At 74.9% G+C, this 14399-nt stretch carries 13 protein-coding genes; 6 read left to right on the top strand and 7 right to left on the bottom strand.

Translation table 11 applies throughout. From position 1 onward, the window contains the following. Positions 1-72 precede the first annotated feature (72 nt). The 3 genes from ACIGNX_RS12095 to ACIGNX_RS12085 form a co-directional block, all read right to left on the bottom strand. On the bottom strand, positions 73-1149 hold the full coding sequence (locus ACIGNX_RS12095; RefSeq protein WP_396539080.1) for a hypothetical protein: 1077 nt from the start codon (positions 1147-1149) through the stop codon (positions 73-75). Next, entirely contained in the window at positions 1146-3557 is a 2412-nt protein-coding gene (locus ACIGNX_RS12090) for a lantibiotic dehydratase (protein WP_396539078.1), read from the bottom strand. The genes ACIGNX_RS12095 and ACIGNX_RS12090 overlap by 4 nt, the downstream gene beginning before the upstream one ends. A gap of 70 nt (positions 3558-3627) precedes the next feature. Next, positions 3628-3795 (bottom strand): thiazolylpeptide-type bacteriocin, encoded by a 168-nt coding sequence (locus tag ACIGNX_RS12085; protein WP_396539076.1) that lies wholly within the window; start codon positions 3793-3795, stop codon positions 3628-3630. A gap of 333 nt (positions 3796-4128) precedes the next feature. Between ACIGNX_RS12085 and ACIGNX_RS12080 the strand changes: the two genes are divergently transcribed. Further along, a complete protein-coding gene (locus ACIGNX_RS12080; protein ID WP_396539074.1) occupies positions 4129-4914 on the top strand; it encodes a BTAD domain-containing putative transcriptional regulator in 786 nt (261 codons plus the stop codon). On the opposite strand, the gene ACIGNX_RS12075 is transcribed toward ACIGNX_RS12080, so the two are convergent. Continuing rightward, positions 4911-6101, bottom strand: coding sequence for an ROK family protein (locus tag ACIGNX_RS12075; protein ID WP_396539072.1), 1191 nt, complete (start codon positions 6099-6101; stop codon positions 4911-4913). The two genes, ACIGNX_RS12080 and ACIGNX_RS12075, sit on opposite strands and share 4 nt — an antisense overlap. 240 nt (positions 6102-6341) lie before the next feature. On the opposite strand from ACIGNX_RS12075, the gene ACIGNX_RS12070 reads away from it, so the two are divergent. Then, on the top strand, positions 6342-7685 hold the full coding sequence (locus ACIGNX_RS12070; RefSeq protein ID WP_396539070.1) for a cellulase family glycosylhydrolase: 1344 nt from the start codon (positions 6342-6344) through the stop codon (positions 7683-7685). A gap of 37 nt (positions 7686-7722) precedes the next feature. On the opposite strand, the gene ACIGNX_RS12065 is transcribed toward ACIGNX_RS12070, so the two are convergent. Beyond that, a complete protein-coding gene (locus ACIGNX_RS12065; RefSeq protein ID WP_396539068.1) occupies positions 7723-8553 on the bottom strand; it encodes an NYN domain-containing protein in 831 nt (276 codons plus the stop codon). A 105-nt stretch (positions 8554-8658) separates the two neighbouring features. On the opposite strand from ACIGNX_RS12065, the gene ACIGNX_RS12060 reads away from it, so the two are divergent. Further along, positions 8659-8835, top strand: coding sequence for a hypothetical protein (locus ACIGNX_RS12060; RefSeq protein WP_396539066.1), 177 nt, complete (start codon positions 8659-8661; stop codon positions 8833-8835). Between the two features lie 28 nt (positions 8836-8863). Here ACIGNX_RS12060 and ACIGNX_RS12055 read toward each other — a convergent pair whose 3' ends face one another. Continuing rightward, entirely contained in the window at positions 8864-9910 is a 1047-nt protein-coding gene (locus ACIGNX_RS12055) for a cellulose binding domain-containing protein (RefSeq protein ID WP_396539064.1), read from the bottom strand. Between the two features lie 372 nt (positions 9911-10282). Beyond that, the gene (locus ACIGNX_RS12050; RefSeq protein ID WP_396539062.1) at positions 10283-10807 is read right to left on the bottom strand and encodes a flavin reductase family protein; all 525 of its coding nucleotides are present in this window, start codon (positions 10805-10807) and stop codon (positions 10283-10285) included. Between the two features lie 630 nt (positions 10808-11437). Between ACIGNX_RS12050 and ACIGNX_RS12045 the strand changes: the two genes are divergently transcribed. The 3 genes from ACIGNX_RS12045 to ACIGNX_RS12035 all read left to right on the top strand — a co-directional run bounded on the left by ACIGNX_RS12045 (position 11438) and on the right by ACIGNX_RS12035 (position 14355). Continuing rightward, positions 11438-11608 carry a hypothetical protein gene (locus ACIGNX_RS12045; protein ID WP_396539060.1) on the top strand — a complete coding sequence of 57 codons (171 nt, stop codon included), beginning with the start codon at positions 11438-11440 and terminating at the stop codon, positions 11606-11608. A 182-nt stretch (positions 11609-11790) separates the two neighbouring features. Further along, on the top strand, positions 11791-12891 hold the full coding sequence (locus ACIGNX_RS12040) for a thiopeptide maturation pyridine synthase (protein WP_396539058.1): 1101 nt from the start codon (positions 11791-11793) through the stop codon (positions 12889-12891). 192 nt (positions 12892-13083) lie between these two features. Next, positions 13084-14355 carry a LuxR C-terminal-related transcriptional regulator gene (locus tag ACIGNX_RS12035; RefSeq protein WP_396539056.1) on the top strand — a complete coding sequence of 424 codons (1272 nt, stop codon included), beginning with the start codon at positions 13084-13086 and terminating at the stop codon, positions 14353-14355. Positions 14356-14399: the final 44 nt, after the last annotated feature.

The raw sequence follows: 14399 nt of genomic DNA, 5'->3' as shown, positions 1-14399 counted from the left end.
CTGTGCTGTCTTCCACTGGGCCGCCTACCACTGGGCCGCCTACCGCTGGGCCGTCCATCACCGGGCCGTCCATCACCGGGCCACCTTCGCCATCCGCGCCACCTGCGCGCGCCACCCGGTGCCGGCGATCCGCTGCGCCGCCCGCACCACCAGGCTCGCGGCGAGGTAGCGCTCCACCGGCGTCACGTCGCACACGGCCAGCAGCAGGTAGAGCACGTTCGTCCCGAAGCGGTAGACGGTCACCGGCCGCCGGTAGTCCGGGTGGTCGAAGTCGACTGCCGCCAACTCGGCGTGGTAGTCGCTGATCCCGTCGGCGCGGTCGCGGCGCCAGCGCCGGATCGCCTCCTGCTCGCCCAGCTCCACCGCGCGCTCGGCGAGGTGCGCCGGGTGCCCGGTGGGCAGCTCGCCGCGGTCGAACGCCTCCTCGACCAGGACCCGGGTCGCCTCGGTCCACGCGACCCACGGCGTGGCGACGCCGCCCTCGGCCACCCCGCGGACGGTGGCGACCACGTGGTCGGCGTTGCGCTCCCACACCGAGTCGAACCGGGACCGCAGCACGCCGTCGGGGTCGCCGTGCAGCAGGAACCCCTCCAGGTGCGACAGGAAGGAGTGGTAGCCGTTGACCAGCCCGGCCGGGAACCGGCTCGCGTGCGCCGCCATCGCGACCACGGCGAGCTGGACGCGGGACCGACTCGTGCCGTCTGCGGCCACGGCGTCGCGCAACGCGGGCACGCCCAGCCGCAAGCACCGGGCGCGCAGGTCCACCAGCGCGTCGGAGAGCAGCGACCGCCGCAACGCGGTGAGGTCGGTCGGCTCGACCACGACGGTGTTGTCCGGGTGGATCGGCTCGTACGGCGGCGGCACGAGCTCGGCGATCCCGTTGTGCCGCGCCCGAGCGAGCAGCTCCTCGGTCGACGTGTCCACAACGGATGGATGATCGGCGACGTACGAGCGCAGCCAGGACGCGACGAGTTCGGCGGCCACCTCGGGCCCGGCCAGGCGCACCCGCACGTGCGGCCCGTGCAGCCAGTGCCGCTCCACGTGCCCGGTCGCGCCCAGGCGCTCCGCCTCCGCCAGCGCGGGCAGCACGGCCTCGCGGAGCAGCGCGGCCTTGACCGGGTGGTGGTAGTAGCAGACGACGTCGGTCAAGGAGCCCTCCAGTACGTTTCCGCGATCAGTTCGACCACCCGGCCGCCGGAGCCGGGCACGGGCAGCGCCTCGGTCAGCCGCACGCCGTCGGGGAACCTCGCCAGCAGGCGGGGCAGACAGCGCAGGTGCAGCGGGTCGCCCAGGTCGGCGTACTGCGGCTTGCCGGCCGTGAGCGCGCGGTGGTAGGCGTCGGCGGTGGACGGCGCCTGGTCCGGTCCCACGAACACGTGCTCCGGGATGCCGTGCCGGGCGCGCAGCCGGACCACGTCCGGCGCGGCCCGCTCCTCCGCGCCGACCGGCGGCGGCACGGCGAAGTCCCAGGACCGGCGGGCCAGCAGGACGTCGCCGTAGGTCAGGCGGCCCCGGGTGGTCACCCCGCCGTCGGTGGTGGTGACGCGCAACCGGTCGAGGTCGACCCAACCGCACGGCAGGTCGGAGTACAGCGGCGCCTGCCGGTCCGGCAGGGCGAGCGGGACGAGGAAACCGAGGTACAGCACGTCGAGCGGGACGCCCCGGTGCGTCACCCGCACCTCGTCGGTCGCGGGGTCGTGCCGCACGTCGAGGTCGTCGGCGGCCAGGTCGGCCCACCGGGCGTCCTCGCCGACCTCGCGCGTGCCGAGCAACGGGTGCAGGTTGGCGTTGAAGCCCTGCACCGGGCGGAACTGCACCGGGTCGGTGGTGTGCCGGCGCACCTGGCGGGTCACGGCCTCGCGCGCGCCGGGCAGCAGGTCGAGGAACCGGCTGGTGTACTTGCCGAACCCGGCGTAGACGCGGTTCACCACGAGCCGCCCGTCCGGGGCGGGCTGGGCGAAGAACGCGTACGAGCCGGCGCGGCGGGTCGCCCACGCGGGCAGCAGGTCGGCGGCGGAGTCCAGCACGTCGTCGGTGATCACCCCGTCGTGCACCTGCCCGGCCAGCTTCTCGCGCGCCTCCACGACCGCCCGGACGTCCGGGTCGTCCAGGCCCTCGGCGCTCAGCGACTCCTGCCACGCCCCGGAGAGCGCCGCGGCGGAGTCGGCGAGCGTGGCGACGCCGCCCTCCCCGAACCGCGCCACGAACCGGGTGCGGATCAGCCGGCGCAGCAGCACGTGCTGGTCGAACGCCACCAGCAGCGGCGTGAGGCGGGACAGCGCGGGGGTCGCGCCCGGTGGCACGGGCACCGGTTCGGGCAGCACCACGTCCTCCACCACGGGCGTGACGCCGGTCAGGTCCGCGCCGACGCGGTCGCCGAGGTCGCGCCAGCGGTCGGCGAGCCCGGCGACGATCGCCGCGCGGGCCGGCGGGTCGGCGTCGGCGAACGCGGCGGTGGCCGCGGCGAGCGCGGTGAGGTCGCGGGCGGCGTCGGGGTCGGTGGGCGCGAGCCAGGCGGCCAGCGCGGACACGGCGTCGGGGTCCTGCGGGTGGACCGGCGACACCGGCACGAGCAGGCCGATGTCGAGCGTCCTGGCCACGAACGCGCGGGCCGCGTCGGCCGCGCCCGGCGTGGTCAGCTTCGCCGCCAGCGCGTCCGCGACCCGGTCCGGCGGCAGCCCGGCGGGTCCGGCGTCCCGCACGGCCTCGACCACGAACCGCAGCGGGCGGGTCGCCGCGACGTCGACCTCCTCCTCGCGCGCGACCGCGGCCCGGCCGACCCCCTCGACCGGGACGTCCCGGCGGAACACCAGCCGCCCGTCCCGCTCGCGGAGGGCGGGCGCGAGCCGGTGCGGCAACCGCGGGCCCAGCGCGGCCAGGAACCTCGTCACGAGCAGGCGGTGCGCGGCCGGGTGCGACACCGGCGGCGCGCTCGGCCACGGCCCCTCGCGCCACTCGCCCCAACCGACGTGCGTGTACCAGGACAGGGGGCTGGTCTTGGCGGTCGCGCGCAACGCGTACCGCAGCACGGTCGGCTCGGCCTTGCGCGCCTTGCGGTCCGGTTCACCGCCGAACCGCGCCGTGCGGTCCAGGCCGTGCAGCAGGTCCGGGCCGGTGAGCACGCTCGCCCGGCGCAGCTCGTCGGTCGCGCACACGCCGGCGAGCCACCGGCGTGACGCGGCGAGTTGCCCCGGCCACGCCAGGAGGGCCGCGTCCACCGCCCGTGCCAGGTCGTCGTGCGCCGCCAACCACTTCGCCAGCGACGGCACGCGCTCCGGCAACGCGCCGAGGGCCGCCGGGCGCGGCGGGCGGCCGTTGTGCACGTCCCGGCGCAGCGGCAGCACCACCTCGCGGTGGAACCCGGGGGAGTGGCCGGCCGCGCTGTCGTGCAGGGCGTCGGCCAGCCCGGGCGCGAGGGCGGCGATCCGGGCCCGCGCCCGCACGGCGGCGTCCAGGTGCGCCCGGAAGTCCGAGCCGACCGGTCGGGGGTGCGGCAGGGCCGCCACCCGGACCAGCGCGTACGGCGCGAGCTCGGTGGTGGTGCGGTCACTGGCCATCCGGTGTCCCCTCGGTGTGGGCCGGGAGCGCCCGCGCGGACGCCCCCGGCTCGGCTCGGCTCGGCTCGGCTCAGCCCTGGGTGGGCAGCTGCGGCTGCTGGCAGCAGCAGCACGAGGTGCTGCTGCACGAGCAGGCCGCCGTCGAAGCGCCGGTCTCCGGCAGCGCGACGGCGTCCCGCATCGCGGTCACGGCCAGGTCGCCGAGGTCCAGCTCCGAGTCGTCGAAGGTGAGGTCCACCGGTCACGTCCTTTCGTCGAGGGGTGCGGCGCACCGGGCCGGCGCGCCGCGTCGGGTGGTGCCGACCGACCCCGCCCGGGATCGTCCCCGGACCCGACGAGGCCGCCGGAGGGCAACGCGGTCGGCGTTGCGGTTCTCCGTACCGGGATCGTGCGGTGCCATCGGGTGCCTCCCCGCGGTGCGGGCGTCGGGCGGCACGCTCCCACCTGCCGGTATACGTCCGGTATGCGTTGCGCCGTGTGGTGGTCCGGCGCGTTCGGCATCCCGCCGGACACCTCGGGGCACGACCTACCGTGTGCGGTGGCTGAGGGGGTCGAGGTGGGGAGGACCGGGGTGTCGCTCTGTCCGACGTCGCCCGCGCGGCAGCGAGTCGGCATCCGGCTGCTGGGCGGTGCGGCGGTGCGCGGGCCGGGGTCGGGCGACGTCGTGCCGGGCGGGGTGAAGTCGCGGACGCTGCTGGCCGCGCTGGCGCTGGACGCGGGTTCGGCCGTGTCCACCGAGCGCCTGGTGGACTACTTGTGGGAGCGGGAACCACCGCGCAGCGCGCTCAAGAACCTCCAGCTGTACGCGTCGCGGTTGCGCCGGTGCCTGGACGCCGTGGAGGCGGGCCTGTCCCGGCTGCTGGTGCACGTCGGCCACGGCTACCGGCTGGACGTGCCCGGCCAGGCCGTGGACGTGCTGCGCGCGGGCGACCTCCTGCGCTGCGGGGTGACGGCGTTGCGGCGCGGTGACCCCCGGGGCGCGGTCGGCACGTTGACGGCCGCGTTGTCGGGGTGGCCGGTGGACGGCCTGGTGGGGCTGGTGCCGTCCGGCCCGGCCACGGCGGTGGCCGCGCTGTGGCGGGAACGCCGGGTCGCGGCCGTGGAGCACCTGGCCACCGCGAAGGCCGAGCTGGGTTCGTGGGACGAGGCGGTGGACCTCCTCGCGCCGCACGCGTCCGCCCACCCGACCCGGGAGTCGTCGCAGGTGCTGCTGATGCGCGCCCTGGTCCACCTGGGCGACCGGGTGGGCGCGATCGACGTCTACCACCGGCTGGCGCGGGTCCTCGACGCGGACCTCGGCATCCGGCCCGGCCCCGAGGCGCGCGCGGTGTTCCAGGGGCTGCTGAGCAACGCCTAGGGCCACGCCCCTTCGCCGAGCGGTCCGCGCGCGGGGGATTCCCCCGCGGCCGGCTCGGTGATCGTGCCCGTGATCGTGGCCTTGATGGCGAGCGCCGCGCCCGAGCGGGCCCACTCGCTGAAGTCGAACGGTCGCACGTCGAGGTCGATCAGGGCCGGGTCGTCCTCGAAGGTGTCCTCGATGCCGTCGTGCACGAGCGGCGCCGACACCTCGTACAGCGGCAGGCCGTCGCCGGTCAGCAGGACCTTCTGCGGGTCCACGACGTTGGCGACCGTGCCGATGAGCACGCCGAGCGCGTAACCGGCCTCGCCGAACACCTGCCGGGCCTCCGGGTCGCCGGCGCGGACCCGCCGCAACGCCTCGTCGTACCCCGGGCGGCCGGAGAGCCTGCGCAGCATCACGTGCGTCATCAGGTAGCTGGAGATGCAGCCGCGCCGACCGCACCCGCACAGCGGGCCCTTGCCGTCGACCAGCGTGTGGCTGAACTGCGGCGGCCGGCCGTGCGTGCCCGTGACGAGACCGCCGGCCACGACCAGCCCCGTGCCGACGCCCGCGCCGACGGTGATCACCGCCATCGACCGCAGCCCCGCGCCCGGCCCGAACCAGTGCTCGGCCGCGGTCAGCGCCTGCACGTCGTTGTCCGCCGCGGTGGGCACGCCCGCCGCCCGCGCCACCGCCCGCGCCAGCGGCACGTCGGTCCAGCCCAGGAACTCGTCCCGGGTGACGAGGCCGTCGAAGACGTTCCCGCCCAGCGTCACCCCGATGCCGGTGAGGCCGGGGAACCGGCGGGCCAGGTCGGCGATCCGGCCGACCACCTCGTCCGGGTCGCGGGAGGGCAGCGGCTCGTCCGTCGTCGCGAGCGGGGTGGCGGTCAGGTCGGTCGCGGTGGCGAAGAGCCGGTCGGCGGTCAGCTTCACGCCGAGGAAGCGGTGCGCCGGGCCGCGCACGTGCAGCAGCTCCGACGGGCGGCCGGCGGTGGCGCGCGGTTTCGTGTCGCCCTCGACCAGCAGGCCGTGCGACACCAACGTCCTGGTCACGCGGGTCAGCGTCGGCCGGGACAGGCGCAGCCGGGCGGCGATCTCGGCCCGGGACAGCGGGCCGTGGACCAGCACCTCCAGCAGGACGTCCCGCGCGACCTCGGTCAGCCGCGGCCAAGGTGGGGGCGGGGCACCGGCGTCGGGGATCACCGCTCGACGATAGCGGGCGTCTGGGATCGTTCCCAGTGATCCGGCGACCGGATCGTCACGCACCGCGAATGTTGCGCAACCCGGTCCTTGACGCGCCGATCGCGGCAACCGTAGCGTGCTCGTTTAGTTCCCCGCAGAAACTAATGGCGCCCTCCACGGGCGTCACTCGGTGACAACTTCGCTGGGAGCGCTCCCAGAACGGTTCGGACGAACATCGACTCAACGAGGTGTCGAGGAGCCATGAGAAGCAGAATCGCCATGATCGGAGCCGCGCTGCTCGTCGTCGCGGGCTTCGCGCTGATCGACCTGCCGCAGGCCCGGGCGGCGGTGGGCCTGCGCGTCAGCGGCACCGGGATCGTGGAGGCCAACGGGCAGCCCTTCGTGATGCGGGGCGTCAACCACCCGCACGTCTGGTTCACCGGTCGGACCAGCTCGTTCGCCGACGTGAAGGCGCTGGGCGCGAACACCGTCCGGGTCGTCCTCGGCAGCGGCGAGCGGTGGGGCCCGTCCACCGACGTCCCCCAGGTCATCGCCCTGTGCAAGCAGAACCGGCTGATCTGCGTGCTGGAGGTGCACGACACCACCGGCTACGGCGAGGAGGCCGCGGCCGCGTCGCTCGACCAGGCGGCCGACTACTGGATCAGCCAGAAGAGCGCGCTGGTCGGCCAGGAGGATTACGTCGTCATCAACATCGGCAACGAGCCCATCGGCAACGTCGACGCCGCCCGGTGGACCACCGCGACGGCCGACGCGATCCGCAAGCTGCGCGCCGCCGGCTTCCAGCACCTGCTGATGGTCGACGGGCCGAACTGGGGCCAGGACTGGCAGTACGTCATGCGGGACAACGCCCAGGCGGTCCTGGACGCGGACAGCCGGCGCAACACCGTGCTGTCCATCCACATGTACTCGGTGTTCAACACCGCCACCGGCATCGTGGCCTACCTCGACCGCTTCAAGGCCAACAACTGGCCGCTGGTCATCGGGGAGTTCGGCTGGCGGTTCAACTCCAACGAGGTCGACCACGAGACCATCCTCAGCGAGGCGCAGGCCCGGGGCCTGGGCTACCTGGCGTGGTCGTGGAGCGGCAACAGCGACCCGGTCCTGGACCTGGCGACCGACTTCGACCCGGCCCGGCTCACCACCTGGGGCCAACGCGTCTTCAACGGGGCCAACGGCATCAAGGCCACGGCGAAGGAAGCCACCATCTACGGCAGCCCGACGACGACCACCACGACCACCACCACCACCACGACAACGACGACCACCACCACTCCGGGTGGCGGCCTCTCCTGCACGGCCGCGTACACGGTCACCAACCAGTGGCCGGGCGGGTTCCAGGGCGAGGTCCGGGTCACCGCGGGCCGCTCGGCGATCAAGGGCTGGACCGTGACGTGGGCGTTCGCCGACGGGCAGGCCGTCACCAACGCCTGGAACGCCACCGTCACCAGCAGCGGGTCGACCGTGACGGCCCGCAACGCCGGGTACAACGGCGCCCTCGCCGCGGGCGCGAGCACCGCGTTCGGGTTCACGGCCACGTCACGCGGCGCCACCACCGCGCCGACGGCCACCTGCACCGCGAGCTGAACCGCGGACCGGTGCGCGGGACGCCCCCGCGCACCGGTCACTCGAACCTGATCGACTCCGCGCGCGGGTACTTGCGGCCCGGCGACGGCACCGGCGAGCCGGTGAACGACACCGGCGTGCCGGTGGGCAGCATGGCGACGCCGGTGGGCAGGTCGTCGCGCGAGGCGTACCACGAGCCGCCGCGGCTGTCGGTGATGAAACCGTGCGCCTGCCCCGGCTTCCACCCCGTCACGGTCCCGCGCCGGCGACCGCGCGGCGTGCCGGCGGGTGAGGCCACGGCCTCGCTGGACCGCACGAACGGGCTGCCGAGCGGGTAGCCGGGGTGGTCGGCGGGCGCGAACAGCTCGTCGAACGAGGGCGTGGAGGTCGCGGCGGCCCGCAGCGGCGCGGCGGTGCGCGGCATCCAGGCGGGTGGCGGCGAGCCCGCCGACCGGTCGTCCACGACGGGCACCACCACGCCCACGCCGCGACCGGTCAACCGCGTGGCCAGCGGGGTGAAGTCGGCGTCACCGGTGACCAGGACGACCCAGTGCAGCGGCACGGTCGTCGCCCGCTCCCACGCCTCCAGTGCGAAGTGGACGTCGACGCCCTTCTCCTTGCCGCCGAGCAGCGGGAGGTCGTGCCGGACCACGCCCGCGGCGGCCAGGGCCGCGTCGAAGGACGCCGCCGGCGTCTCGATGCGCCCGCGCACGTAGTGCGCCTCGTGTCGCACCTCGTGCAGCGGCGTCCCGGTCCTGGTGTGCAGGTACCAGCGCAGCGCGTCGTGCAGGCCGTCCAGCGAGATCCGCGCCGCCCGCGGGTGCGCGGTGGCGTAGTAGTCGCTGAGGTAGGCGAACCACGTCCCGTCGTAGAACACCCCGATGCGCACGATCTCCCCTGCCGGTTTGGGCCGTCAGCGAAGGGATACACCATGACGGGCGGCACCCGGTCGGAGGGCCCGGTGTCGCGCGGCGCCCCGGGAAGGACGGCAGACGTGAGCACACCGGAACCGGACCCCACCACCGCGGCGGCGATGGAGGAGGAACCGGACTTCGCCGACGAGCACTCGCGGCCGACCTACGCCGACGAGCAGTCGGGCTCGGCCAACACCACGCCGGACGAGTCCACACCGGAGGGCGCCGGGGGCGCGGGCGGGATGGACCCGGGGTGATCCAAGCCCACCCGCGCACCGACCTCCGTCACGGGCTGGTGCAGGTCACCTCGCACGGCGGGGTGGTGTTCGGGCCGTTCGCCACGTAGCCGAACGTGGTCGACGCGGCGCTGCCCAGCGTGCCGTTGTAGGGCGCGTTGCGCACCGACACCGCACCGCTGGTGCCGGTGTTCACGCCGCCCCACAGGCTGCCGACCGCGTGGCCGGGCGGCAGGGTCATCCGGACCGTCCAGCCGTTGAGCGTGGTGGTGCCCGCGTTGGCGACCTTCACCTCCGCTTGGTAACCGCCGCCCCACGAGTTGACGACGCGGTACGTGGCCGCGCACCCCGTCCCACCCGGCTGGGTCGTGGTGGTGGTCGTCGTCGTGGTGGTGGTGGTGCCGGGGTCGCCGACGCTGCCCGGCACGGACAGCAGCGCGTTGTACCAGGCCGCGGCCATCTTCGAGTAACCGCCGGCGTTGGGGTGGACGCCGTCGGCGAGGTCGGCGGTGGTCAGCGCCCGGTACATGTCGACCAGGTGGACCTTCTTGCCCGCGCTCACCTTGCTCTGCACCATCGACGGGATGGTGGCGTTGAACGCGCGCACGGTCGCGTCGCCCGACGCCAGCGGCACGATCGTCGCGACGAACAGGTCCGCGTCCGGTGCCAGCGAGGTGATGCGGTCCACCAGCGCCGACAGCCGCTGCGGCGCGCCGCCCGGGTCACCGCCGTACATGTCGTTCGTGCCGATGTGCAGCAGGATGGTGCGCGGGGTGTAGGTGCGCAGCCAGGTGGTGACGTTGCTGTCGACCTGGGCGATCGTCCAGCCGGAGTGGCCCTCGTGGTTGCGGTCGCCGAGGCTGCTCGGGCCGTTGGTCATCGAACCGACGAAGTCGACGGTGCGACCGCCCGCCACGAGCTTCTGCCACAGGTCGACGCGGTAGCCGCCGGGCACGTTGAAGCCGTCGGTGATCGAGTCGCCGAGCGGCATGACCTTGACGCCGCTGTCGGCCTGCGCCGTGCCGACGGCGAGCACCGCCGCGGCGGTCAGGGTCAGCGCGCCGACCGCGGCGGCGAGCAGGTGCCTTCGTTTCATGGACCGGACCTCCGGTGAGGGGGACGCGGCGGCGGCGTCGACGACGTGCCGGGGCCACGCCGGTGGTCGGCCCGACCCCGGTGTCCGGCACTGGAACGCCCAGGAGTGTCCGGTCGCGGGTTCGGCGTTGGCAAGGCAATCGAGACGCGCGCCCACCGGTGACGGTCCGTCGCGTGCCGCCGTTCGTCGGCGTCCCCGCAGGGTGACGAGCGCGGACCGGGAGCGCGGATCGGCCTGGTGAACCGCACGATCGCGGGCCGGCCCACCCCCGTGGTGGTGTGATCCCGACTGGCCTGTTCGGCCTACCGGGGAGCGGCCGGGAAATGACCGTCTCGTTTCGGCGCTTTCAGCTCATCGGCCGACGGCCGGTGCTCAGCGCGCGCCGTGTCGGATCGAGTGGTAGCGGCCGTCGTGGTAGAGCAGGGGAGGGGTCGCCTCCCGCAGGTCCGTGGCCGTGACGCGGGCGAGCACGAGGTGGTGGTCGCCCACCGGGACGAGCGCCTCGACTTCGGCCAGCAGCCAGCCCGCGGTGTCGTCGAGCACCGGCTGGCCGCCCGCGAGGCGACGCCACCGGGTCGGCTCGGCGAACCGGTCGACGCCGCTGGTGGCGAAGCGCTGCGCGACCTCCTCCTGGTGGGCGCCCAGGAAGTTGACCACGACCTCGCGCGCGTCGCGGACGTGCGGCCAGCTGGAGGAGCCGGAGGAGACGCCGAACGACACCAGCGGCGGCTCGGCGCACACCGAGGTCAACGACGTGGCGGTGAACCCGGCCGGGCCGCGCTCGGCGTCGACGGTCACCACCACGACGCCCGCCGGGTGGCGGCGGAACACCCGCCGGAACTCCGGTGCGCCGACCCCCGGGGCGGGTGCGGACGACCCGCGTGCCGCGGCCGTCATCGGGAGACCGGATCTGTGCACGTCAAGGGCCCTGTCAGGGGGCGGGTGACGTCGAGCGCGGACCAGGTGGGCATGTCCTCGATGCTGGCACCCGGTGCCCGGTCGGGCCAAGGAGGCTCACCATGTGGGAGGGGCTTCACGACCACCCGCCGGGGTGCTCGCCGGGTCCCCGGTCACCCGGAGAGCTGTCCCCCGGACGGCTGGTGGCCGGTGCTCCCGGACGTCCCGATCGGACGGTCCACATCGTGGGTGCTCGTCCCGCCCCGCCGCCCGTCCGTCCCCGACCCCAGGGGGCGGGGAGGTGCCCGCCGGCGGCTCACGCGTCCGGAGCGGTCCGCGAGGCGCCCCCGCTCTTCCTCCTACCGGGGATTTCCCGACCCGGATCGACGGTCACCCCACCGCTCGGGCTACCCGCCGTGGCGCACCGCACGGCAACGCGACGCCACGGCCAGGTGAAGCCGTGGCGCGGAGGCGCGACGGCGCCCAACGCGCGGTGTGCCCCGGGGTGGCCGGAGGCGGCAACCCGCACGGGTGGTTTCCCGCGGCTGGGCGGTTCGGCCGTGCTGCACTGGGCGAGGTGCCCGCGACGCGTTCGGGCGCAACGACAACCCGATCACCGGAAGTGGCCTCATGACTGTCCCCGAGCCCGAGCCCGTGCCCGACCTCGACGACCTCGCTGCCGGGACGATCGGCGCGGTGCCCGCCGTCGGTGCCGAGGAGTTGACCCAGGGGTACGGCGTCACGGAGCTGGGGGCCTCGTGCGGGGACCTCGACTGCGGCGGCTGCGAGGTCGTCGCCTGATCGGTGGTCGCGGCCCAGGCGCGCCCGGAAACCGTTGCCGCACAACGCACAACGCACAACGCACAACGCACAACGCACAACGCACAACGCACACCGCACACCGCGAACAGCCGGGTGGCCGGCGTGCCCGGCCGCCCCACCGCCCGCGCACCGCCCGAACCCCACGACGAGGTGGCACCGCTGTGACCGTCCCGACCGAACACCAGGGCTCCCGCACGAGCTGGCACTGCGTGCACGTCCACTTCCACGAGCCGGACGTGGACCGGCTGATCCTCGACGCGGTCCGCCCGCTGTTCCAACAGGTCCGGTCCCGGGTGGACGGTCTGCACCTGGCCCGGCACTGGCTCCGGGGACCGCACCTGCGCCTGTTCGCCAGGACCGACCCGGACACCTGGGCGCGCGTGGTCCGGCCGCGCGTCGACACCGTCGTCGGGGGCTACCTGGCGGCACACCCCTCGACCGCCGTGCCCGACCTGGAGCACGAGCTGGCGCAGCACCGCTTCCTGGCCCGCCGGGAGCGGGAACGCGGCCCGCTCACCCCGTGGTTCCCCGACAACTCGATCCACGAGCAGCCCTACGACGCCCGGCCGCACGTGATCCGCAGCCCGGAGGTCGGCGAGCTGATGGCGGAGTTCGCCTCGGCCGGCACGCAACCGCTCTTCCGGATGCTGGAGCAGGTCCGCGCGGGCGCCGACGCGAAGGAGCTGATCGCGCTGGAGCTGATGCTGGCCACCACGGCGGCCGCGCGACCGCCCGTGGCGGCGGGCTTCGCGTCCTACCGCTCGCACGCCGAGGCCTTCCTGCGCTCCTGCCGCGACCCGGAGGCCGTGCGCGCCGCGTTCGACGCCCACTACGAGTCCCGTCGCGAGGCGTTCACCGCCCGGACGAGGGCGGTGCTGGCCACGCTCGGCGGAGGCGTCGACCGCACGCCGTACGCGCGCCGGTGGGCGGCCCTGTGCCGGGAGCACGGCCGCCGCGCCCGGCCGCTGGTCGAGCGGGGCCTGGTCTTCCCACCGCCCGTCGAGCCGCCCGCCGCCCCGGTGCACGCCCTGCCGCTCGGCGACCGCGCCCACCGCGAGGCGCTCCGCCGCGACCCCGGCTTCCTCACCTACCGGTTCCTGCTCAACTGCGCCCACCTCCAGGTCGGCAGGCTGGGCCTGACGCCGTTCCAGCGCTTCCGCACCTGCCACGCGGCGGCGAACGCGGTCGAGGAGGTGCTCGGCGTCCGCGCCGTCGACGCCGTCCGCGCCCACGTCGAAGCGCGTCCCGACCCGACGCCCTGACCGACCGCGGGGCGGTGCGCACCCGTTCACAGGGCCCTGGTGTGATCGTGGTAGGGGCGCGGTGATTGCCCTGGATATTGGAATGGGATGGATCTACCGTGGGTGACAGGTGCTTTGACCGAGCGTGACCATTTTCGGTGGATGGGCCGTCGGGGTGAGACGGTGCTGCGGGGACGTCACTAGGGGGCCGGAATGGGGCATTCGGCGGATCGGCCGTGGACTCGCGGGAGCAGGGACGCCCCGCTGTTCGACGCGTTCCTGCCGCTGGGGGAGGAGGAGGTCGTGCCGGTCGGGCACGGCGACGTGGCCGCCGGGCCGGCGTGCGCGGCCGACCGAGCGCTGCGCCTGCTCGTCCTCGGACGGGACTGGGTGGGCGCGATGCGTTGCGCCGAAGAGGCGCTGGAGGACGAGTCCTGCCGCAGTCGGGAGGTCTGCGTCGCCCGGGCGCTGTCGACGTTGATCTACGGTGGTGAGCTGGTCGCCGCCGACGAGCACAGCCTGCTCAACGCGGGCCGCCCGGAGGTCTCCGGCGTGGTGGCGCTGCTCCAGGCGCGCATCGCCCGCTTGTTCGGCGACGTGGAGCGCGCGCACGCGCTGCTCGGCCCGCTCACGGCGCCCGCCGTGCCGTTGGAGACGCGGATGGTGGCCGTCGGGTGGGCGGTGGAGCTGCTGGCCGAGTGCGGCGACGTGGAGCGCGCCCGCGAACTGGCCCACGAGCACCGGGTGGACGAGGCGATGGACTCGGGCATCGGGTGCCGCCCGGTGCTGCTGGCCGCCCGCGGCGCGGTGGCCATGGCGGAGGGCCGGCCCGGCCTCGCCGTGGCGCAGTACCTGATGTGCGGCCGGGACCTGATCGCGCGGGGCGTGGCGAACCCGGCGGTGCTGCCGTGGCGCAGCGAGGCGGCGCTGGCGGCGTTCTCCGCCGGTCGTGACGAGCTGGCCGTGGCGCTGGCCCGGCAGGAGTACGAGGCGGCCGTGTCGTGGGGCGAGTCGCGCACGGTCGGGCGCGCCCTGTGCGCGTTGGCCGTGGTGGACGCCGACGGCCAGGAGATCGAGCGCCTCAGCGAGGCCGGGCAGCTGCTGGAGCTGGCGCAGGCGTGGCCCGAGCTGGGCCGCGCGCACTACGAGCTGGGCATCCGGCTGTCCGCGCGCGGTGACGTGGTGGCGGCGCGGCAGCGGCTGCACTGCGCCCTGGCCCTGGCGCGGGAGACCGGCAACCCGCACCGGGCGCAGCTCGCGGAGCGGGCGCTGGCCGCCGTGGCCGCGCCGCCGCGCCGGCCGGCGCTGACCCGGCAGCAGGCGCGCATCGCCGAACTGGTGGTCGCAGGCTACTCCAACAGAGAGATCGCCACGAAACTCTTTCTCGCCCTGCGCACGGTGGAGTTCCACCTTTCCAACACGTACGAAAAACTGGGCGTGACCGGCCGCGACGAGCTGCGCGCCGTGCTCCAGGCCCACCTCTGAGGCACCACACCGGCCGCCCCTCGTCGCATTCGGTGACGGGGGGC

The sequence above is a fragment of the Actinosynnema sp. NPDC053489 genome, from assembly GCF_044544865.1.
In the GTDB taxonomy this organism is placed as follows: Bacteria; Actinomycetota; Actinomycetes; order Mycobacteriales; family Pseudonocardiaceae; genus Actinosynnema.
This window is presented reverse-complemented; position numbering and strand designations above follow the sequence as displayed.

Coding starts and splice junctions, on each gene's coding strand:
- ACIGNX_RS12035 (WP_396539056.1), top strand. CDS start 13,084: ATGGGGCATTCGGCGGATCGGCCGTGGACTCGCGGGAGCAGGGACGCC.
- ACIGNX_RS12070 (WP_396539070.1), top strand. CDS start 6,342: ATGAGAAGCAGAATCGCCATGATCGGAGCCGCGCTGCTCGTCGTCGCG.
- ACIGNX_RS12055 (WP_396539064.1), bottom strand. CDS start 9,910: ATGAAACGAAGGCACCTGCTCGCCGCCGCGGTCGGCGCGCTGACCCTG.
- ACIGNX_RS12045 (WP_396539060.1), top strand. CDS start 11,438: ATGACTGTCCCCGAGCCCGAGCCCGTGCCCGACCTCGACGACCTCGCT.
- ACIGNX_RS12050 (WP_396539062.1), bottom strand. CDS start 10,807: ATGACGGCCGCGGCACGCGGGTCGTCCGCACCCGCCCCGGGGGTCGGC.
- ACIGNX_RS12090 (WP_396539078.1), bottom strand. CDS start 3,557: ATGGCCAGTGACCGCACCACCACCGAGCTCGCGCCGTACGCGCTGGTC.